24 protein-coding genes are annotated in these 19,725 nt (G+C 42.1%); 20 read left to right on the top strand and 4 right to left on the bottom strand.

All coding sequences use genetic code 11. The annotated features are described in order from the left end of the window. The first annotated feature begins 71 nt into the window (after positions 1-71). From AC4HAN_RS03690 to AC4HAN_RS03675, 4 genes are all read left to right on the top strand, one after another. Positions 72-938, top strand: a complete 867-nt coding sequence (locus tag AC4HAN_RS03690) for an aldo/keto reductase (RefSeq protein ID WP_491091247.1) — start codon at positions 72-74, stop codon at positions 936-938. A gap of 15 nt (positions 939-953) precedes the next feature. Next, entirely contained in the window at positions 954-1,142 is a 189-nt protein-coding gene (locus AC4HAN_RS03685; protein WP_491091246.1) for a hypothetical protein, read from the top strand. Beyond that, positions 1,132-1,452 (top strand): carboxymuconolactone decarboxylase family protein, encoded by a 321-nt coding sequence (locus tag AC4HAN_RS03680; RefSeq protein WP_491091245.1) that lies wholly within the window; start codon positions 1,132-1,134, stop codon positions 1,450-1,452. Before AC4HAN_RS03685 ends, AC4HAN_RS03680 begins: the two co-directional genes overlap by 11 nt. 226 nt (positions 1,453-1,678) lie before the next feature. Beyond that, on the top strand, positions 1,679-2,317 hold the full coding sequence (locus tag AC4HAN_RS03675; protein ID WP_491091244.1) for a putative quinol monooxygenase: 639 nt from the start codon (positions 1,679-1,681) through the stop codon (positions 2,315-2,317). Positions 2,318-2,444: 127 nt separating this feature from the next. Here the strand turns inward: AC4HAN_RS03675 and AC4HAN_RS03670 are convergent, their stop codons facing one another. Next, on the bottom strand, positions 2,445-3,002 hold the full coding sequence (locus AC4HAN_RS03670) for an MptD family putative ECF transporter S component (protein WP_491091243.1): 558 nt from the start codon (positions 3,000-3,002) through the stop codon (positions 2,445-2,447). 177 nt (positions 3,003-3,179) lie between these two features. Here AC4HAN_RS03670 and AC4HAN_RS03665 point away from each other — a divergent pair, with 177 nt between their 5' ends. Both AC4HAN_RS03665 and guaC read left to right on the top strand, forming a co-directional pair. Then, positions 3,180-3,791, top strand: a complete 612-nt coding sequence (locus tag AC4HAN_RS03665; protein WP_491091242.1) for a DUF1349 domain-containing protein — start codon at positions 3,180-3,182, stop codon at positions 3,789-3,791. A 307-nt stretch (positions 3,792-4,098) separates the two neighbouring features. After that, on the top strand, positions 4,099-5,082 hold the full coding sequence (guaC, locus tag AC4HAN_RS03660) for a GMP reductase (RefSeq protein WP_491091241.1): 984 nt from the start codon (positions 4,099-4,101) through the stop codon (positions 5,080-5,082). An 84-nt stretch (positions 5,083-5,166) separates the two neighbouring features. Here guaC and AC4HAN_RS03655 read toward each other — a convergent pair whose 3' ends face one another. After that, a complete protein-coding gene (locus AC4HAN_RS03655; RefSeq protein WP_491091240.1) occupies positions 5,167-6,036 on the bottom strand; it encodes a LysR family transcriptional regulator in 870 nt (289 codons plus the stop codon). 149 nt (positions 6,037-6,185) lie between these two features. Between AC4HAN_RS03655 and AC4HAN_RS03650 the strand changes: the two genes are divergently transcribed. From AC4HAN_RS03650 to AC4HAN_RS03640, 3 genes are all read left to right on the top strand, one after another. Then, complete coding sequence (locus tag AC4HAN_RS03650; RefSeq protein WP_491091239.1) at positions 6,186-7,160, top strand: alpha/beta hydrolase; 975 nt, start codon at positions 6,186-6,188, stop codon at positions 7,158-7,160. A gap of 134 nt (positions 7,161-7,294) precedes the next feature. Continuing rightward, a complete protein-coding gene (locus AC4HAN_RS03645; RefSeq protein ID WP_491091238.1) occupies positions 7,295-7,657 on the top strand; it encodes a cyclophilin-like fold protein in 363 nt (120 codons plus the stop codon). Between the two features lie 196 nt (positions 7,658-7,853). Next, a complete protein-coding gene (locus AC4HAN_RS03640; RefSeq protein ID WP_491091237.1) occupies positions 7,854-9,038 on the top strand; it encodes an oxidoreductase in 1,185 nt (394 codons plus the stop codon). Positions 9,039-9,199: 161 nt separating this feature from the next. Here the strand turns inward: AC4HAN_RS03640 and AC4HAN_RS03635 are convergent, their stop codons facing one another. Together AC4HAN_RS03635 and AC4HAN_RS03630 are read right to left on the bottom strand one after the other, a co-directional pair. Continuing rightward, a complete protein-coding gene (locus AC4HAN_RS03635; RefSeq protein WP_491091236.1) occupies positions 9,200-10,114 on the bottom strand; it encodes a LysR family transcriptional regulator in 915 nt (304 codons plus the stop codon). 125 nt (positions 10,115-10,239) lie between these two features. Beyond that, positions 10,240-10,995, bottom strand: a complete 756-nt coding sequence (locus tag AC4HAN_RS03630; protein WP_491091235.1) for a MurR/RpiR family transcriptional regulator — start codon at positions 10,993-10,995, stop codon at positions 10,240-10,242. A gap of 117 nt (positions 10,996-11,112) precedes the next feature. Here AC4HAN_RS03630 and pfkB point away from each other — a divergent pair, with 117 nt between their 5' ends. The 11 genes from pfkB to AC4HAN_RS03575 all read left to right on the top strand — a co-directional run bounded on the left by pfkB (position 11,113) and on the right by AC4HAN_RS03575 (position 19,505). Then, a complete protein-coding gene (gene pfkB, locus AC4HAN_RS03625) occupies positions 11,113-12,042 on the top strand; it encodes a 1-phosphofructokinase (RefSeq protein ID WP_491091234.1) in 930 nt (309 codons plus the stop codon). A 10-nt stretch (positions 12,043-12,052) separates the two neighbouring features. Then, positions 12,053-13,450 (top strand): PTS fructose transporter subunit IIC, encoded by a 1,398-nt coding sequence (locus tag AC4HAN_RS03620; protein ID WP_491091233.1) that lies wholly within the window; start codon positions 12,053-12,055, stop codon positions 13,448-13,450. Between the two features lie 14 nt (positions 13,451-13,464). Next, entirely contained in the window at positions 13,465-13,911 is a 447-nt protein-coding gene (locus AC4HAN_RS03615; protein WP_491091232.1) for a PTS sugar transporter subunit IIA, read from the top strand. A 41-nt stretch (positions 13,912-13,952) separates the two neighbouring features. Continuing rightward, positions 13,953-14,936 (top strand): tagatose-bisphosphate aldolase, encoded by a 984-nt coding sequence (lacD, locus tag AC4HAN_RS03610; RefSeq protein WP_491091231.1) that lies wholly within the window; start codon positions 13,953-13,955, stop codon positions 14,934-14,936. Between the two features lie 304 nt (positions 14,937-15,240). Next, positions 15,241-15,441, top strand: a complete 201-nt coding sequence (locus tag AC4HAN_RS03605) for a Blp family class II bacteriocin (protein WP_491091230.1) — start codon at positions 15,241-15,243, stop codon at positions 15,439-15,441. 7 nt (positions 15,442-15,448) lie between these two features. Further along, a complete protein-coding gene (locus tag AC4HAN_RS03600; protein ID WP_491091581.1) occupies positions 15,449-15,664 on the top strand; it encodes a Blp family class II bacteriocin in 216 nt (71 codons plus the stop codon). Between the two features lie 63 nt (positions 15,665-15,727). Further along, positions 15,728-16,126, top strand: coding sequence for a hypothetical protein (locus AC4HAN_RS03595; RefSeq protein ID WP_491091229.1), 399 nt, complete (start codon positions 15,728-15,730; stop codon positions 16,124-16,126). Positions 16,127-16,616: 490 nt separating this feature from the next. Further along, on the top strand, positions 16,617-17,114 hold the full coding sequence (locus tag AC4HAN_RS03590) for a YkgJ family cysteine cluster protein (RefSeq protein ID WP_491091580.1): 498 nt from the start codon (positions 16,617-16,619) through the stop codon (positions 17,112-17,114). A 275-nt stretch (positions 17,115-17,389) separates the two neighbouring features. Continuing rightward, positions 17,390-17,689, top strand: coding sequence for a response regulator (locus tag AC4HAN_RS03585; RefSeq protein WP_491091228.1), 300 nt, complete (start codon positions 17,390-17,392; stop codon positions 17,687-17,689). A gap of 15 nt (positions 17,690-17,704) precedes the next feature. Continuing rightward, on the top strand, positions 17,705-18,133 hold the full coding sequence (locus AC4HAN_RS03580; RefSeq protein ID WP_491091227.1) for a LytTR family DNA-binding domain-containing protein: 429 nt from the start codon (positions 17,705-17,707) through the stop codon (positions 18,131-18,133). 1 nt (position 18,134) lies between these two features. Continuing rightward, positions 18,135-19,505, top strand: a complete 1,371-nt coding sequence (locus AC4HAN_RS03575) for a sensor histidine kinase (protein ID WP_491091226.1) — start codon at positions 18,135-18,137, stop codon at positions 19,503-19,505. Positions 19,506-19,725: the final 220 nt, after the last annotated feature.

Here is a 19,725-nt window from a genome sequence, read left to right as displayed (position 1 = left end):
GAAAGCTATCCTATCAGATGCTGCCTACCTGCAGCAGATGTGTTTCCGGCAAATCATAGATGGAGGAAATTATGGAATATATTAGTTTAAATACAGGGGCTAAGATGCCCATGGAAGGGTTCGGTGTTTTTCAAGTGACCGATCCGGATATTTGTAAGCAGTCTGTACTGGATGCTATCAAAACAGGCTACCGGCTCTTTGATACGGCGGCAGTTTATGGCAATGAACAAGCGCTGGGAGAAGCAATCCGTGAGGCGATTGAGCAAGGGCTAGTCAGTCGGGAAGAACTTTTTATCACCTCAAAACTCTGGGTTCAGGATATGGACTATGACGCTGCCAAGAAGGGGATTGAGCGTTCTTTGGCAAATCTTGGCTTGGATTATCTTGATTTGTATCTGCTGCATCAGGCTATGCGTGATTATTTCGGCGCCTATCGTGCCTTAGAAGAGGCTTACCATGCAGGTAAACTAAAAGCTATTGGTGTCAGTAATTTCTATCCCAACGTTTTGACCAATTTTTGTGAGACCGTTAATGTCATTCCGGCGGTTAACCAAATTGAGCTGCATCCTTTTTTCATCCAAGAAGATGCTCTTGAGACAGCTAAACATTATGGTGTTGTAGCAGAAGCATGGGCTCCTCTGGGGGGCGGTCGGTATGAGGCTTTTGATAATGATGTTTTAAAAGCAATTGCCGGCACTCATCAAAAAACGGTTGGACAAGTCATGCTGCGTTGGAATGTTCAGCGCGGTGTGGTTGTCATTCCAAAATCAACCCACAAAGAGCGTATCGAAGAAAACTTTGATATTTGGGATTTCAAGCTGACTGATGATGAAATGGCTAAGATAGCTTCTTTGGATATGGGTTACGGAGATACGCGCACCAAGCACTTTGACCCCGATTTTGTCAGAAGTGTCCTCAATCTTAAAATTCATGATTAACATTCTATAAGAATTTTGAAAACAGCTATTCTTTTTAGGCGGCAAAGAGGCTGGCAAGCGGCCATTCGCCGTTCCGCTATCTTGCAGCTGCTGCTTAGAATGCTGTATGATCGAAAGCTGTCAGCAACGGCCAATACGCTAAGGCCAACTAAGAAACTGGCAGTTCAATTAAGCAGAAAAGAAGGTAAATTTTATGACCATTAAACAAACTGCCGGACGGGACCGTTTAGGCGATTTTGCACCAGAATTTGCTCATTATAACGATGATATTCTTTTTGGTGAAAATTGGAACAATGAAGATATTGATTTAAAAACAAGAACGATTATTACGGTCGTTGCGCTTATGTCATCAGGGATTACGGATTCTTCTTTGAAGTACCACTTGTTAAATGCTAAAAACAACGGTGTCAGCAAAGAAGAAATTGTAGCTATCATTACGCACGCAGCCTTCTATGTCGGCTGGCCAAAGGGCTGGGCAGTTTTTAATCTGGCTAAAGAAATTTGGACAGACTGAGCTTAGCTCTGCTGCTGATTGAGAGCTGGCAAAGATAGGAGAGAAGGACTGTTCTAGCAATCAAAGCTAGACTTGTCATCAGTATAGGAGTCTCAGCAGGAATCGGTGAAGCTTAAGTTAAAGGCTGAACTGTTAAACTGGATTTTACAAAACGGATGACTCCTCAAGGGAAGCATTTCTTAGGAAAAACAGGATATTATTTGATGGCAGCCGGAAGGAGAAAGAGATGGCCAAACCGATTTTTAGACTTTTTAAACTGGGATTAAATGAAGCTTATGCCGAGGACTATGCTCAAGTTGGTTATGATAATTTGACAACTTCTATTGAAAAAGAGGCAGGGACCCTTGCCATGTATGCTAATCATCTTAAAGATGACAGGGCCAGACAGATTGTTGTGGAACTCTATGCTGATGACGCTGCTTATCAGGAACATGCCGTTTCCGCGCATTTTCAGGCTTTTGCCGGTTTGGCAGCCCGAGCACTGACCAGCCGCGAAGTGATTGCTTTAGATGCACAAGCCTTGCTGGAAAAAGAGAAAGCCTTGCGTGTTTTTGAAGCCAATGAGCTGTCTGTCCATCTTGCCCACATCAAGGTGAGTGACAGCAAAGCCTTTGCGGCCATTGTCCTGCCGGAAATGCAGGTCAGCATGGAAAAAGAAGAGGGTGTTTTGGTTATGTATGCCGGAACAGAAAATTCTGATCCTGAGTCTTGGTATTTTTATGAAGTCTATGCTAATGAAAGAGCGTATAACAGTCACAAAGAAACTTTGCATTTTAAGGAATATATCAAGAAAAGCGCAGGTCTGGTGCTGACTAAAGACCTGCAAGAGCTGACAGGCGATATTTTGGTCAACCGTGGTTCTTAAGAGTTACCCAAGAAGTAAGGCCAGCTGCCTCACAGCAGCGAGAAAATGAAAGAGTTTGAGACAAAAGTCCCAAACTCTTTACGGTTGGTATACTTAATGAATCATTTTAAAAACAAGAAGTCTGGCATTATTTTTGTGTCAGTTTTTGATAAAGACAGCCGCTGAGCAGAGCACATAGGATAATGCCCAGCAAGTGCATGCTGATTTCAGACAAACTTGCAGGAATCATGACACTGTCAATATAAGACTGAGTTTTACCTTCGGCAAGGAGCTGGGCAATATAGGCTTTCGGTGCCAGCCACATGGTTAGAATCGGTGCCAGATTACCCAGAGAAAAAACAGTATAGGAAACCAGATTGCGGCTCTTACTGCTGTATTGACCGGACTTGGCAATGCAGTCGGCCGCAAGGGCACAGAGGATATTGGGGAGTGCCGCACCGACAAAATGTCCGGATGCCAGAAAGAAGAGGGACATCATGGCGCCAAGGGCAGTAATAGGACCGAAAGTCTCAGTTTTTCTAATCAAACCAAGATAGACCCAGCTGGCAAAAAGGGCAGACATGGCAGGCGTGTGGGCCATATTGGTAACTTTAAAAAGGACTAAGTCAATAGCAGTCGCTAAGCCGACGCAAAGGAAGTAAAGAAGCATGGCTTGGGCTGTTGTCAGTAATCGTTTTTTATTCACGTTAATCTCCTTAGGATATGATATAGTTTTATCTTATCATACGGGTCTGCATTTGGCTAGAGGCTGATCTTTCAGAGCCTGTCAGTTTCACTTATAATCAACCTTAGTCCTAGAGATTTCAGGTTATTTATAGTAGACTAAACTATAGAAATAAAATGCTTAATTGGAGATTGGCCTATGAAAACACTTGATTTAAAAGACTTTACTTGGATGCGCCAGCCGGCAGCTGTTACTTACGGTTCTTCGGATATTCAAGTCACAACCGCTCCGCATACAGATCTCTGGCAGAAGACCTATTACCACTTTATCAATGACAATGCGCCTGTTTTTCTGGCGCCGGTAGAGGAGCAGTATTTTTCATTTACGGTTAAGACAAGCTTTGCGGACAGTCACTATCGTTTTGACCAATGCGGGGTCGTGCTTTACCAAGACAGTGAAAACTGGATCAAGGGTTCTATCGAATATGAAAATGATGCTTTCCAGCATTTAGGCAGTGTGGTGACCAACCACGGTTATTCAGATTGGGCGACGACTGAGATTCCGGCTAGTACCAAAAGCATGTGGTATCGGCTCAGCCGCAGGGAAAGTGACTTTCTGATTGAATGCTCTGAGGATGGCAAGACCTTTCGCCAGATGCGGATTTGTCATTTCTATGAGGGAACAGGTACCGTCTATATTGGAGTTTATGCCTGCTCACCAGAAGATTCTTCTTTCACGGCTGTCTTCTCAGATTTTAGTCTGACAGACTGCCAGTGGGCCGCACACGATGGTCAGGCGCCGAATATGTAGCTATTTCAAGTCATCAGATCAAAACAGCTGAGGTGCTGTCGGCTTAATCTGAAAATTGATTTGATTTGTCTCAGTAACTAAGTAAAATACGAACATTAATTATTTAAATTATTATATTTTTAGACAAAAGAGGGATATTTTTATAATATAGCTATGGAAGGGTAAGAAATTGCCCAGCGATGCTCTGAAAGCTGTATCGGCTGCCGGAGTTATAGGAAGGTCATCATAGTAATGCTGCAAGCTGAAGGTGACCGTTTGATATACTCAAAAATCCTCTGTCAGTTTAGCGGCTGAAAGAGGATTTTTTATGTATAATGATTTGCCCGTTTTTGATTATGAAGACATTCAGCTGATCCCCAACAAATGTATCATCGACAGTCGATCTGAGGCTGATACGACAGTGACACTGGGCAAGCATCAATTCAAACTGCCTGTTGTCCCTGCCAATATGCAGACCATTATTGATGAAGATGTGGCAGAGATGCTGGCAAAGGAAGGTTATTTCTATATCATGCACCGCTTTAATGAAGAAGGTCGTAAGTCCTTTGTAGCACGCATGCATGCTCAAGAATTGATAGCTTCCGTCTCAGTTGGGGTCAAGGATTATGAATATGGCTTTGTCAGCAGTTTAAAAGATGATGCACCGGAATATATTACCATTGACATTGCTCACGGACATGCAGATAGTGTCATCAAGATGATTAAACATATCAAGTCCGAGCTGCCAGAGACTTTTGTCATTGCTGGTAATGTCGGAACACCTGAAGCGGTTCGTGAACTGGAAAATGCAGGTGCAGATGCGACCAAGGTCGGCATCGGTCCGGGAAAGGTCTGCATTACTAAGGTTAAAACAGGCTTTGGAACCGGCGGTTGGCAGTTGGCGGCCCTTCGCTGGTGTGCCAAAGCTGCACGCAAACCCATTATTGCAGACGGCGGTATCCGCACCCATGGCGACATTGCCAAATCTATCCGTTTTGGCGCAACGATGGTCATGATCGGCTCACTGTTTGCCGGCCATATCGAAAGCCCGGGTAAGCTGATAGAAGTAGATGGCAAGACCTTCAAAGAATATTACGGTTCTGCTTCGGAATATCAAAAGGGTGAACACAAGAATGTCGAAGGCAAAAAAATTCTTCTGCCAACTAAGGGATATCTCAAAGATACTCTGCTTGAAATGGAGCAGGATCTTCAAAGCGCTGTCTCTTATGCCGGCGGACGTGATCTGGAGAGTTTGCTGCATGTTGATTATGTCATTGTTAAAAACTCAATCTGGAACGGCGATGCTATCTAGGATATGAAAAAAGAGAGTGGAATAAGGACTTACTTCAAAACAAGAATACTGGACGAGTTTTTGCCCACCCTCTTTTTCCAATTTCTAAAGATTTTCTTTGAGAAACGTTAAAAAACTTTGGACAACCCGTGACTGCTGGCTGTGCCGCTTCCAGATAAGATGAAGGTTAATATCCGGCAAATCATCAGTCAAAGGAATAAAGACCAAAGGACTGGTTGGGCTATCGGTATTGACGAGGTTGGGCCAAGCAATCGCAATCCCCATGCCGGACTCGACCATGAGACTAGCATTGTAAACCAGATTAAAGGTAGCAGCCAGCTTTGCTTTTTTGCCAACCTTTTCAAGAAATAAATTTCTGGCTTCCTTCTGATTGGTGATAATAAGGGGGTAGGGCTCAAGGTCCTTCAAGTGGAGACTCTTTTTGCCTGCAAGTAGATGATCTTTCGGCAGGAGAACACCCCAAGTTTCCTGAGACGGCAAGGTCATGCTCTTGAATTGTTCATGATTGACATCGCGCGTAACAATCCCTAAATCCAGGATACCGGCATTAATCTTTTCGATAATATCATCGGCGTTTCCGCTGGTTACATCAAATCTGGTATTGGGGAATTTCTCTTGGAAAGCTTTAGCGTGGTCAATGATGGTTTTAACAGACCGTCCTTCTGCAGCACCGATAGCGATCGGACCTGAGATGGGGTCTTTATCGATTAGATTATTGGTGGTTCTATCAACCAGGGCTAGGATTTCTAAGGCCCGATTGTAGAGGTAGTGACCATCCTCAGTCAGACTTACTTCACGGCTCCCGCGATAGAGGAGCTGGGTACCAAGCTCCTCTTCTAAATCCTTCATTTGGCGTGATAGGGTTGGCTGTGTGATGTGACGTTTCTGGGCAGCTTTGGAAATCGATTTTTCTTCAGCGATAGTTACAAAGTATTGTAAAACACGTATATCCATAGTTAGTTACAGTCCTTTCTAAAATAGTATAGCATGAAAATTAAATGTATGCTTAAAAAGCATTTTATAAATACAATATAAGTATTTGTAATAACACGACTGTTGGCTTATACTGTATTTACAAACAAAGAAAACAAGGAGAAAGATAAATGACTGAACAACGATTTAACCTGACACAGGAATGGGATAAGGTCTTTCCTAAGAGCAATCACGTGAATCACCAAAAGGTGACTTTCCAAAATCATTTTGGCATCACTTTGGCTGCTGATTTATATATTCCTAAAAATGCTGATGCTAAATTACCGGGACTTGCCGTAGCCGGACCTTTCGGGGCTGTTAAAGAGCAGTCTTCAGGACTTTACGCTCAAGAAATGGCAGAGCGCGGCTTTGTAACGATAGCTTTTGACCCGTCCTATACTGGTGAATCTACTGGTTTTCCGCGCTTTATGCAGTCACCGGATATCAATACCGAAGATTTCCAAGCTGCAGTTGATTATTTGAGTAGCAGTGACCTAGTAGATCCTGAAAAGATTGGAATCATTGGTATCTGTGGTTTTGGCGGTATTGCCCTCAATGCGGCGGCTATCGATCCTCGTATCAAGGTGACTGTGGTCTCTACCATGTATGACATGTCGCGTGTTGCCGGAAATGGCTACTTTGATGAAGGGGATAATGAAGAAGCCCGCTACCAACAGCGCTTGAACTTGGCTAAGCAACGGACACTTGATTATAAAAATGGCAGCTATGCTCTTGCCGGCGGTGTAGTCGATCCCTTGCCTGAGGATGCGCCGCAGTTTGTCAAAGACTATTATGCTTACTATAAACAGCCGCGCGGTTACCATGCCCGCAGTGTCAATTCAAATGATGGCTGGGCTGTTCAAGCCAATACCAGCTTTGCTAATACGCGTTTTCTCTACTACAGCGATGAAATCCGAAACAGCGTTCTCTTAGTGCATGGGGATGCTGCCCATTCTTACTATATGGGTAAAGACGCTTTTACCAAACTCAAAGGGGATAACAAAAAGATGATTACCATCAAAGGGGCAAGTCATGTTGACCTTTATGATCAAAAGGATAAGATTCCTTTTGAGGACATCGAAAAGTTTGTCAAAGAAAACCTATGATCAAGCGCCTTTTCTTCTCGTGTCTTATCTGCTGGACGGCTGCTGCCTTATGTGCCTGCCGCCAGCCAAGAAAAGCAGGGCCTGAATCAAGAAGATATCAATCTCGTACGGCAAAAGAAGAGAAAAGGGATAAGATGACAGATCACATTACTCTGAAACTCAAAAATCAGACAATTTCTCTGGAATTAAAGGATAATCAAGCTACCCGCACCTTAGTAGATAAATTATCGCAGGGTGATATCGAAATTTCTCTGTCAGATTACGGCGGTTTTGAAAAAGTAGGCGACTTGCCTTTTTCTCTGCCGACGGAGGACACTCACCAAACAGCTGAAGCAGGGGATGTCATGCTATATCAGGGTGACAAATTAGTGATTTTCTACGGTTCCAACAGCTGGTCTTATACGAAACTTGGCCATATACCCGGATACTCAGGCAAGCAGCTAAAGCAGCTTCCGGGGAAAGGGGAAGTGACCCTCAGCTTGTCTTTAAAAGACTAAGTGCTGTAAAATTTATCTGACTTAATAGATAGAAAATGGGATTGGAAACAGTTAGTTTCCAGTCCTTATTTTTATGATATTGTACGGTGACTTTCAGTGTTTAGTTACAGTCAACACAGTATCAAGTTTCCTGAACTTCCTAAATAACTTGTGAAATGTTAAACTTGATTTATCAGAATAAGGAGGCGCTTTCATTATGAAAAAATTAACAGATACGGTGACTTTTCGCCATGGCGCAAGTATTAAAACGCGGACAGCTCAGTCCCCCATGCTGACCAACAGCGGCTTGGACGAAAAAGTAACTCAGGACACCATTGATTATTATGCAGCACGTTCACAGTCTGCAGGCATGGTTATTGTAGAATATACCAGTGTCAGTCCAAATGGCGGTCCCTCACGCTCATGGGCAAAAGACCGTGAACAGCTAGCCATTTACAACGATGATTTTAAGCCGGGCTTTGCTAAAATTGCTGAGGTTCTTAAAAAAGATGGCAATAAGGCCATTTTGCAGCTGGTGCATTCTGGGCGCGAAGCTCAGTACCGCCATGTCCTCGGCGGCCGTGTTGAAGTGCCGTCCGCAATCGATTTTCCTTGGATTGACTACCCTTTGCATGAATTGACTGAAGATGAGGTCTGGCAAATTGTCAAAGATTTTGGTGCTGCGACCAAACGTGCGATCGACTGCGGTTTTGACGGTGTTGAAATTCATGGTGCCAACCACTATCTCCATCAGGAATTTTTCTCGGCTTTTTCCAATCTTCGTACAGATTTCTGGGGCGGATCGCTGGAAAAACGTATGAATTTTGCTATTGAAGTAGCGCGTGAAGTGTTCAAAGTTGCCGAAGAATTAGCCCCTAAAGATTTTATTATTGGCTACCGCATCAGCCCGGAAGAAATCCATGGCGATAATGTCGGCTACACCTGGCATGAGTCGCAGCAGCTGGTTAAAAAGCTGACGGAAACCTTTGAATTTGACTATGTTCATCTCTCAACCAATGATTACACATCGACTCCTGCTGATTCGGATAAGAATTTTGCCCAATTGCTGGGTGAAGGGATTCAGGCACCAACTTTAGAGCTGATTGCCGGCGGTATTCACACCGTTGAAAAAATGGAAGATGCCCTGAATTATGTGGATATTGCAGCGCTTGGCCGCGCAACGCTGATTGATCCGCAAATTGCTCATAAATTACAAACGGGTCAGGCAGATAAGATTTTCTTGGAATTTAATGAAGAATCGGTTAAAAATTCTCACCTGACACCGGGCTTGATTGATCTGCTAGCGAATGCTGAATACTTTGCCATGCCGGGTATGGATTATCTGAAAACTCTATCAACAACCAGTCTTGATGATGTTGTTACCCACGATGGTACCCAATAATACTGCCTTTTATAACCAGATTTTGGCTTGTCGGATCTAGTTTGTCTGTTTTTGGTAAAAGAAAAAAGAATACAGCCAAAATCAATTTTTGTGTTTTGCTGTATTCCTTTTTTATTACTTTATTCAATAAGTTTAGACTGTTGACGTATCGAGTCACTGTATTAAGTGTTTAAAATTTGTATCTCAGCGGTAATGTCCGCCATTAAATCTTGAGCTTTGCTTGATAACATGTGGTTGGGATTCGTCAGCCAGCCGAGTTTAAAATTATCATCAATAAGATGACCGATATCAATACTGACAAATTCTGAAAAGTCGGTACTGCTGGAGAGGCTGCTTTGCAGGGTTCTGCCAAAGCAGACGGTATTGAGTTTGCTGATAGCTTCTTTCATAGCCCAAGCATCGTCAACGCGCAGGACAAGCTGCAAAGGACCGCCTTGAAACTGAAGGCGCTCAAACAAGCTATCGTGAAAGCGGTCATTAAAAAGACTAAATTTTTGGGTTTTTAAATCCTCCAGTGTAATAGGCCGCTTTAATCGGCTCAACGGATTGTTCGGAGAACAGATGAGCTTTAGCTTAGTGTCGCAGACAGGTGTGAAAATCAGATGCTGCAGCAAGTCGTCATCACTTTGTTTGATGGCAATAAAACCAGCATCAATTTCCTGACTGTGAAGGCGCCTGATGATAGAATCCAGCTCGTGGCAGCTGATGTCAAACTGAACGTGGCTGTACTTAGTATGAAAATCCCTGATAAAAGGTGTCATAAAGGGTTTTAACAAGGTATTCATATAATGAACAGCCACTCTTTGATAATCATGAGCAGCGATTTGTTTGGCAGTACTCTCAAGATTATTTTTATGCCGCAGAATATCGGAAATAGAAGCCAGAAGCTGGCGGCCGTTTTTCGTCAGATAAGTTCCTTTAGCTGAACGTTCAAAAAGTTTGACCCCCAATTCGTTTTCCAGCTGAGTGATGGCTAGACTCAGACCGGATTTGCTGATGTGGAGTGCATCGGCAGCTTTTTGCATGGAATGGTGCTGTGCTAAAATTTCGGCATAGAGCAGTTGTTCAAAAGTCATGACAAATCCCTCAAAAATAGACAGTGCCAGCGGCAGAGCAAGTTTTAGCGCTGCCGCAGCACTGGTTATATGAATACAGCAACAGAACAATTGGAACCATCTTTGCATTCAGCAGAAGATGGTTTTTATTTTGATTGGATACTGGCTGAAAACGTATCCAGTAAAACTCTGCCTAAAATATAAAGCGGCAGGCGGGAATGCACCTCGAAATCCGGGAAATAGGACAGTTCTGTTTTAAAGCCGTATATTGTTAATCCGGCAAATTTAGCCAGACTTCCGGATTTGTTAGCGGTGATTAATAGATTGGGAATCTTGTTTTTTTGGCAGTTTTTGGCTGCCGCAACAAGAGATGCGGTCTCACCGTTTAAGGAAATAAAGAGAACAAAATCATGCAGCGACAGCTGTTTGCTGACAGGCACAATGATATTTGGATCGGTATGCATCTCACAGTATTTATGCAGCAGCTGAAATTTCACCAGCATCTCATTGCCCAGCATTTCGGAAAACCCTCTGGCAAAAATAATAATCCTTTTAGCTGCAGTCAGCTGAGGGATAGCTTGTTCTAAAGCATCTACATCAAGCATGTTTAGGGTTCTGACAACCTCCTGATAATTTTTGACGATGGAATGCTTGGTATCCATGGTCATTTTTTTACAGTCAAGGATGTTGAGCTGATCTTTCTTTTGAATAAGAATAGAATGTTTAAAGTCAGAAAAACCGGTATAGCCTTTCTTCTGAAGGGTTCTTGTAATCGTGGCATTTGAAACATTGGCTGCTTCACTGAGCTCGGAAATGCTGTAATCTGCAATAGAACCGGTATTTTTAGTGATATAAGACCAGAGATAGTTTTCGGTATCTGTCAGCTTTGTTGGTTTGTTCATGACAACTCCTGAAAATCGTTTCAGACTTCCCCTTATTTTTGGAAACACTTTCAACAATAAAATAGTAAGATAAGGACTGTAAAAAGATTATATCAAAAAAACGAGAGGAGGGAAATAATGTCGAGGATTTACACGTGTACGATGAACTTGGCTATTGATTTGTTTATCGAAACTGAGCACATGCTGGCCTCAAAAGTGAATCGTACCTTATCCGACGATGTTCAAGCCAACGGGAAAGGGGTCAATGTTTCCTTTATCATGAAGCAGCTGGGCATTCCGACAACGGCTATTGGCTTTGCAGGCGGTTTTACAGGCAAGTTCATTGCTGATACCTTAGTGTCTAAAGATATCGGGGCGCAGTTTGTTGAGGTTGACGGTCTCACCCGTATCAATGTCTTTACCAAAGTAAATGCCGATCACAAAGAATTCAAACTGGTTAACCGGGGTCCGCTGGTCGGTACAGAGGCTCAGAGAAAACTTTTAGAACAAATCAAAAGTTTCGAGGAGGGAGATTATCTGGTCGTCTCAGGAAGTCTGCCCCGAGGCGTGAAGCCTGAAATTTTGACAGAAATCGCTAAAATCGGTAAGAAGAAAGGCCTGCATCTGATTTTCGATGTCAGTCACCCGACGATTTTGGAGAGTTTAGCCTACAGGCCTTACCTGCTGAAACCCAATGAAGAAGAGCTGGCCGACTGGTTTGGCAAAGAATCGCTCAGCCACAATGAAGTCATTGACTGTGCTAAGGAACTGGTAAAGCGAGGCGCCCAAAACATTCTGGTTTCACTGGGCGGAGCAGGTGCTGTGGCTGTGAATTCAGCTTTGGATGTCTTTGAATGCAACGCCCCGCAAGGTGAAGTCGTCAATACAGCCTGTGCAGGTGATACCCTGCTTGCAGCCTTTTTAGCAGGCTTGATCAAAGAGGAGACCATTGCTGCTGTATTGCCGAGAAGCGTTGCGGCCGGCTCATCGACAGCTTTTCGAAGCGGCTTGACAGATTTTAGCGATGTTGAATTATTGCAAAAACAAATTAAATGTCATCAGATATAGGAGTTAGAAAATGGCAAAATATAAAATTATTGCAGCAACTGGCTGCCCGACAGGAATTGCTCATACATTTATGGCACAGGAAGCTTTGGAAAAAGCAGCAGCTGACAGAGGGGTCAGCATCAAAGTTGAAACGCATGGACAAGTTGGTGTGGAAAATGCCCTGTTACCGGAAGAAATTGCTGCAGCAGATGCGGTTATCATTGCAGCGGATAAAGACGTTCAAGCCGAGCGTTTTGCCGGCAAGCGCCTGATTGAAGTATCTGTAGCAGACGGTATCAAAAAAGCCGATCAGTTAATTGACGATGCTCTTGCCGGCAAAGGCCGTATTAAAGAAGGCAAGCAGCAAAAAGAATTCTCAAAAAGCAAAGATAATCCTGGGCAGGAAAGTATCGGCCGCCAGATATATAAACATTTAATGAACGGTGTTTCGCACATGCTGCCCTTTGTTGTAGCCGGCGGTGTGCTGGTAGCTGTTTCCTTTCTCTTTGGAATTTATTCCGCTGACAAAAGCAGCGCTCAGTATAACTGGTTTGCAGCCCTTTTAAAAACCGATATTGGCGGTGTGGCCATGGGCATGATGACGCCGGTCTTAGCTGCCTTTATTGCTGAGTCCATTGCCAAACGTCCAGGCTTTGTAGCCGGTCTTGTAGCCGGTTTGATGGCGGCAAACGGCGGTTCCGGATTTTTGGGAGGAATACTCGGCGGTTTTGCTGCAGGTTACATCGTTTTAGTCTTAATGAAAGTATTCAGCGGTCTGCCAAAGTCATTAGATGGCTTGAAAGCAATTTTCCTTTATCCTGTGTTTGGTGTTTTGCTGACAGGTCTTGTCATGGCCCTCATTAATTCTCCGATGGTATGGGTGAATACTAGCTTGATGAAGTGGCTGGCTGACTTTGAAAATGCCAATCCGCTGGTTTTGGGTATTATTATTGGCTGCATGAGTGCTTTTGATATGGGCGGACCTGTTAATAAGGCGGCCTATGTTACAGGAACAGCCCTTTTGGCGCAGGGAAATACCTCCTTTATGGCTGGAGTGTCGGCGGCTTGTATTGTACCGCCGCTGACAACCTTTGTTGCAACCACTCTTTTTAAAGATTCCTACAGCGCTGAAGACCGTAATGCCGGCTTAGCAAATCTTATTCTGGGTTCTACCCATATTACTGAAGGCGCCATTCCTTTTGCTGCCAAAGATCCGCTGCGCAACATTCCCACTCTTATGCTAGGCTCATCCATAGGAGCTGTTCTGACTTATATGTGGAAGGTGAAAGTACCTGCTCCGCACGGCGGCTTTTTGGTCCTGCCGGTTGTTACGCACGCCTTTCTCTGGGTACTGGCTATCGCCATCGGTGCCGTGGTTTCAGGCATTCTTATGGGTTTTATCCAAAAATCAAAAGTTAAGAAAGCATAAAGGAGGTGGACAGTATGATTGATGAATCGCTAATTAAAATCGCTTTGACTTTGGAAAGTCAAGAAGGCGTTTTTCGTTATCTGTCTGAGCTGGTCGTTAAAGAAGGCTATGCGAAAGAAGCTGACGACGTTTTAAAAGCGTTAAAAGGCAGAGAAGCAGAAGGAACGACAGGAATGATGGACGGCTTTGCTATTCCTCATGCAAAATCAAGTACTATCACTAAGCCTGGCGTTGCCATCTTAAAACTGGCAGCAGGGATTGATTGGGAATCAATGGACGGAAAACCGGCTCAATATATTGTTGCCCTCTTTATTCCGGAGAACGAAGCCGGCACAACCCACTTAAAATTACTATCTCAGCTGGCGCGTTTGCTGATGAGGGATGATTTCAAAAAAGCTTTTGAAGCTGCTCAGACATCCAGTGAGTTAAAAGAGCTGCTCGAAGATCAATTGGGGGTCTGATTCAATATGTTTTTAATAGAAAGTAGGATGAAAAAAGTACTATGTTAACATTAACGCCTAACAAAAGAGCTTGTCTGGAAAAGATAAGCCGAAAGGGGATTATTTCCGCATTGGCATTTGATCAGCGTGGCGCTCTTCGCAAAATGATGGCACGTTATCAAGACAGCACCCCGGTGAGCGAACAGATGGTGCGTCTGAAAGCTTTGGTGTCTGAGGAACTGACAAAATACGCCTCATCTATCTTACTGGATCCAGAATACGGTCTTCCTGCTGCCAAAGTCAAGGATGAGCAGTCAGGACTCTTGATGGCTTACGAAAAAACAGGCTATGACACGACAACCACCAGCCGTCTGCCTGATTGCCTGCCGGAATGGTCAGTCAAACGTTTGAAAGAGCAGGGGGCTGATGCGGTTAAATTTCTGCTTTATTATGATGTTGATGGGAATGCCGACGTCAATCAGCAAAAGCAGGCCTATATCGAACGTATAGGGGCTGAGTGCCAGGCAGAAGATCTTCCTTTCTTCCTTGAAATTCTGACTTATGATGAAGGTATTGAAGACAAGAGCAGTGCTGATTTTGCCAAAGTAAAACCTTACAAGGTAAACGGTGCTATGACAGTCTTTTCTGACCCTCGGTTTAGAGTAGATGTTTTGAAAGTAGAAGTGCCGGTGGATATGCATTTTGTGGAAGGCTATGCTGATGGTGAGGTTCTTTTCACAAAAACTGAGGCTGCTCAAGCCTTTCAGGAGCAAGACGCCGCCACTGATCTGCCTTATATTTACCTGAGTGCGGGGGTCAGTGCTCGGCTGTTTCAAGAAACCTTGGTATTTGCTCACGAAGCTGGTGCCCAATTCAACGGTGTTCTCTGCGGTCGGGCGACTTGGTCAGGCTGTGTGCCGGTTTATATTGAAAAAGGAGAAGCAGCAGCCAGAGATTGGCTGCGGACAGAAGGATTCAGAAATATTGACGAACTCAACAAGGTACTTGAAGAGACGGCCTCTCCCTGGGAAGCTAAAGTTCGTTGAGTTCCGGTCAATTACTAATTACTGATAGTCAAGAAGAGAGACTCAAACCTAGGTTTCTCTTTTTTGATGGCGGCTTATATATTTACTGTGCAAAAAATTCGCAAGAGCTAGGGGCAAGTGTCGTGAACGCCCTTAAATATGTCGTGAATGGGGAAAATAGTTCTTGATTTTTCAATAAAATGACCATTCACGACCTATTTGATACCATTTACGACAATCACCACACAAACGGATCAAAATAAGTTATACTATGAGTGTTTCATGGCCAAGGGATAAGATCAAAAAATGAAAAAGGAGTTTTGGTATGAATACAATGATATTTGAACAATTTGAAGCAATGGATAGCCAAGCACTCGCTGCTGTTGAAGGCGGGAAGGTATTGGGTGGAGAAGCAGTTTCAGCAATTGGAATATGTGCCACTGCTTCAGCAGCTGTTGGAGGACTGGCAGGTGCAACTCTTATTACTCCATATTGCGTAGGCACTTGGGGATTGCTTAGAAAATAAGAAAGAAATAGAGGTGTATATGAATAATTACAGAAATTTAAATGACAATGAATTATCAGAAATTTTTGGGGGCAGTAAGAGAAATGGAGATTTATTTCTTTCCGGTGTTGCTGGTGCTGCTCAGGGTGTAACTGCTTGTGCGACTAATGGTATTATTGTTCCCGCCCATCTCGCAGTTTGTGGAGCGGTTGGTGCAGGTATGAATATAGTATTTCCTCATTAATTATGTGTACACGGAGTTACTAAACTTTGCTTATTTGTAGTTACTAGAAGCATAATAATGTATATGAAAAAATTAAGTTCTACTACTTTACGGTTCATCAGACTGGGAGCTAGCCTCATGGGGCTTTTAAATGCTCATCTTTGTATCTATGCTGTAGATAATAATAATGCTATATGGCTCTGGCTGCCGCTAGGTGTTTTGTCTGGATTATCTTTCGTGGTAACCTATGTTGCTTATAAAGAGATAAAAAGGCGTCCTATAGAAGAACAAAGCTTTACACAGTACCAAACTCAGATTGGTATACTCATAGTTGCATTTTTGACTTTTTTTCTTCTTTTATATGTAGCAGTTACCACTGGTGATGAAGCTCAACGAGCGGCCTTAATTATTGTTCTAATCATTTTAATTATTACTATCATTTGTAATTTGATAAGATTTATCAAATTACATAAAAAACACTAGATTGCTCATTTAATTTTACTTATACAGGTGATAGAGGATTGGCTTTTAATATTGGCTGTTCGCAGTTTCTGAATGAATACAGTGGCTTTGTCTGGTTTGTCAGCCTATTTGGTAAAAAGGCAACTGGAAATGAGAGCTGAGCCCTTATTAATTTTTAATACACTCCAGCAATTGTAGCTGTATTAATGGCTTTGGCAATTGCTCTTATAGTTTTGATTTTCAAAATATTAAATAATACTGGTAATGATGTCAATAAGGTTTATTGGTTACTTATAGACACTGTCTTGCTAATCTTCTATGGAAATAGTACAGATCTGTATAAAGAATTTAAGAGAAGAAAGAAAAAGATTTTAGAAAATAAAGTACAGAAGTAAATTTATGTGGCAGGTATTTTAGTAACCTTGTCTTAGAAGTCAGACAGAAAAGCTAAAGATTGAGGTGTTTTTTCTATGTTATAATGTTATTGATAACATTTTTAGAAAGCAACGATATGCCTCAGACAAGCCTTGATATTGACAAATACCATGAATTAGCCCTGCAAAAGCAAAAGGAGCACCGTCTCTTTTTGGCGGCATTGAAGAAAAAAGCCCCGAAAAATTTAGACAGAATTGTTCAGGAAGTGCACAGCCAAGTATTTGAGGAAATTGACTGTACAGCCTGTGCCAATTGCTGCAGAACTTTGGGGCCGCTCTTCACAGAAGCTGACATCACCAGAATTGCCAAGCACTTTCGCATGAGACTTCCAGTTTTTGAAGATTTGTATCTGCGCGTGGATGAAGATGGCGACAAGGTTTTCAAAAGTATGCCCTGTCCCTTCTTAGGTGATGACAATCTCTGTTCTATTTATGACATGCGCCCTAAAGCCTGCCGCGAATTTCCGCATACAGACCGTAAAAAGATTTACCAGATTAATCACCTGACCCTAAAAAATACCTTAACCTGCCCGGCTGCCTATCTTTTTGTGGAAAAGCTGAAAGAGAGGCTATAAGGCTGTTTGGGAAAAGAGCTAGCTGATTTCTTCAATTCTAGCTTGGAGCGGTATTATCGTCGGCAATCACTGTCTTGTTCGGTTATGGTTTGAGAGCTATGTGTGATTTTCTGAGTGTAAGAAAAATTTTTGAATGATGTTGTATGTAATAGGAATGTTACTCCTTATCTACTTGCTTGACATTTTCATCTGTTAGCATAAGAATATTAAGGTAAAATAAGAATATTAGTCAGTTTATTTATCTGCAATCCAATAGTAATAAAGGAGTACTCGCAATGCTCTCCATATATATATTAGAAGATGATTTTCAGCAGCAGAGCCGCCTCGAATCTGTTATCAAAAATTATGGTCATGAAACAGACACTCCCTATCGGCTGGAGGTACATGGGAAGTCCGAACAGCTATTAGAGGCTATCTCTGTTAAGGGCAGCAATCAGGTCTTTTTTCTAGATATTGAGATTAAAGAGGAGACCAAGAAGGGGTTAGAGGTTGCTAAGGCTATTCGTGAGATGAACCAATCGGCTGTTATTGTTTTTGTAACGACACACTCGGAGTATATGCCTCTGACTTTTTAGTATCAGGTTTCGGCCTTGGATTTTATTGATAAGAATGTTAATGAAGAATTGTACAAGCAAAAGATTTTTGATACCCTCAATTATGCTAAGAGCAACTTTAGTACTAAAAAGGAAGGTCTCTTTATTTTTGAAAATCGTTTCAGCCGTATTCGGCTGTCTTATGATGAAATTTACTTTATTGAAACTTCAGAAACAGTCCATAAGCTTATCCTTCATGGTAAATACGACTATATGGAATTTTATGGTACGATTGCAGAGATTGCTGAGAAAACAGCTCTGGTCAGGTGTCATCGTTCTTTTGCGTTAAATCCTCAAAATATGACTCATGTGGATAAAACGAAAGGCCTTGTCTATTTTCCTAATGGTGAGAAATGCAGTGTTAGTAAAAAGAACCTCAAAAAAATCACTCAGCTGATGTCTAACCAAAAGAGTGGGGTAAAGTGATATGGCAGTAGTGATCTCCTTGTATATTTCAAGAATAGTTGTATTGCTAACCAGTTTATTCATTCTGAAAAGAAATACCAAAATAAGCTATCGAAAAAAAGACTTAATTGTCTTTTTTCTGATTAGTTTGCTCTTATATGTCCCCTTATCCAATGTTTATTATTTAGATTATTTTTTTGATCTCTCTCTTTTATATTGGCTATACTCAAGAAGCCGTCAGCACTACGAAATACGTTGGGTGAAAATTTTTATTGTGCTTTACTCTAGAGGAATATATGAACTTACGGCTCGCTTTTATTCCTTAAACGTCATTAGTCAGATATATCCAAGTGTCACCAAAATAACGGGAGCAGATGTCATTGCGTCACCGGTATTGATATTAGTCCAATGCCTGTTAGCAGTGGCAACGAATGAATTGTTTATAAGAATTTTAAAAGTAGATTTTGTAAAATTTCAAAAATTATCAGCTTATAATAATGTATTAAAGATATTCCGAGCCACCTCAGTCTTGTTATTGATTTATTACAGTACGCAATGGTTAAGCTATATATTATTCAATTTTTTTGGCGTAATAAGTAAAAATACTGAACTGACTATTCGGCAGTATATTTCTTTAATCGCTATGTTTACTTTGATATTCTTTGTTGTCAGACTGAACCAAAGGGTAAATGAGGGACTGGAAGAAGAACTCCTTCAAAAAGAAGAAGAGCAATATAACAATTTAATAGCTTATACCCACCAGATTGAGTCCCTGTACAATGATTTGCGTGCCTTTCGGCATGACTATACAAACATTCTGGCCAGTTTGCAATATAGCATTAACCAAGGAGACTTAGAGAGTATCCGGCAAATCTATGAGGGCATCTTAAGTGAGACTTCTGACTATGTACAATCGCCAAAGTTTGATATAGGAGATCTTTCCTTGATTGAAGATGAAGCCATTAAAAGTGTAGTGCTGTCCAAGATCAATCAGGCTCACTATAAAGGTCTCGATCTAACCCTTGAGATTGTTAGCCCTATAGGCAAACCCAATATGCCTTTAGTAGATTTTATCCGTATTATCTCTATCCTTATGGATAATGCTATCGAGGCTGCTCAAGGGACAAAAGACCACCTCCTGCAATTTTCCTATTTTAAGGACGGCAACAAGACGGTTCTTATTGTTGGTAATTCCTTAGATGATTATTCTGAAAAGATCAATTTAAACCAATTATATGAGCTCGGCAGCTCTAGCAAGGGGGAGAGCCGAGGAACCGGACTGGCCAATGTTAAACAGCTGATTTCCCAATTTCCCCACCTTAATTTAAAAACACATAGGCGGACTAATTATTTTCGTCAGACTCTGGAAATATGGGAAGAAGAGATGGGTTAAAGATGATAAGGAATAAAAAAATCTGTGGAGGAGTTTGTCTTCACAGATTTTTTATATAAACCTAACTAGCGATTCCCTTTTTCTTTGTGATAATTAGCACTGGATTGCTTTTGCAGTAACGCTGTAGTATCAAGAAACCCTAGACTAATTCCGCCATTTACTTGGGAGAGTTCATAGCTAGTGAGTATTTCATAGTGATTAAGGAATGTAAATATTTCTA

This window comes from Streptococcus sp. ELY_86 (assembly GCF_058314495.1).
The sequence above is the reverse complement of the archived record's forward strand: the minus strand, read 5'-3'. Positions and strand labels throughout refer to the sequence as shown.

Coding starts and splice junctions, on each gene's coding strand:
- AC4HAN_RS03655 (WP_491091240.1), bottom strand. CDS start 6,036: ATGGATATACGTGTTTTACAATACTTTGTAACTATCGCTGAAGAAAAA.
- AC4HAN_RS03585 (WP_491091228.1), top strand. CDS start 17,390: ATGCTCTCCATATATATATTAGAAGATGATTTTCAGCAGCAGAGCCGC.
- AC4HAN_RS03605 (WP_491091230.1), top strand. CDS start 15,241: ATGAATACAATGATATTTGAACAATTTGAAGCAATGGATAGCCAAGCA.
- AC4HAN_RS03595 (WP_491091229.1), top strand. CDS start 15,728: ATGAAAAAATTAAGTTCTACTACTTTACGGTTCATCAGACTGGGAGCT.
- AC4HAN_RS03665 (WP_491091242.1), top strand. CDS start 3,180: ATGAAAACACTTGATTTAAAAGACTTTACTTGGATGCGCCAGCCGGCA.
- AC4HAN_RS03640 (WP_491091237.1), top strand. CDS start 7,854: ATGAAAAAATTAACAGATACGGTGACTTTTCGCCATGGCGCAAGTATT.
- AC4HAN_RS03575 (WP_491091226.1), top strand. CDS start 18,135: ATGGCAGTAGTGATCTCCTTGTATATTTCAAGAATAGTTGTATTGCTA.
- pfkB (WP_491091234.1), top strand. CDS start 11,113: ATGTCGAGGATTTACACGTGTACGATGAACTTGGCTATTGATTTGTTT.
- lacD (WP_491091231.1), top strand. CDS start 13,953: ATGTTAACATTAACGCCTAACAAAAGAGCTTGTCTGGAAAAGATAAGC.
- AC4HAN_RS03675 (WP_491091244.1), top strand. CDS start 1,679: ATGGCCAAACCGATTTTTAGACTTTTTAAACTGGGATTAAATGAAGCT.
- AC4HAN_RS03680 (WP_491091245.1), top strand. CDS start 1,132: ATGACCATTAAACAAACTGCCGGACGGGACCGTTTAGGCGATTTTGCA.
- AC4HAN_RS03690 (WP_491091247.1), top strand. CDS start 72: ATGGAATATATTAGTTTAAATACAGGGGCTAAGATGCCCATGGAAGGG.
- guaC (WP_491091241.1), top strand. CDS start 4,099: ATGTATAATGATTTGCCCGTTTTTGATTATGAAGACATTCAGCTGATC.
- AC4HAN_RS03590 (WP_491091580.1), top strand. CDS start 16,617: ATGCCTCAGACAAGCCTTGATATTGACAAATACCATGAATTAGCCCTG.
- AC4HAN_RS03650 (WP_491091239.1), top strand. CDS start 6,186: ATGACTGAACAACGATTTAACCTGACACAGGAATGGGATAAGGTCTTT.
- AC4HAN_RS03635 (WP_491091236.1), bottom strand. CDS start 10,114: ATGACTTTTGAACAACTGCTCTATGCCGAAATTTTAGCACAGCACCAT.
- AC4HAN_RS03620 (WP_491091233.1), top strand. CDS start 12,053: ATGGCAAAATATAAAATTATTGCAGCAACTGGCTGCCCGACAGGAATT.
- AC4HAN_RS03615 (WP_491091232.1), top strand. CDS start 13,465: ATGATTGATGAATCGCTAATTAAAATCGCTTTGACTTTGGAAAGTCAA.
- AC4HAN_RS03645 (WP_491091238.1), top strand. CDS start 7,295: ATGACAGATCACATTACTCTGAAACTCAAAAATCAGACAATTTCTCTG.
- AC4HAN_RS03630 (WP_491091235.1), bottom strand. CDS start 10,995: ATGAACAAACCAACAAAGCTGACAGATACCGAAAACTATCTCTGGTCT.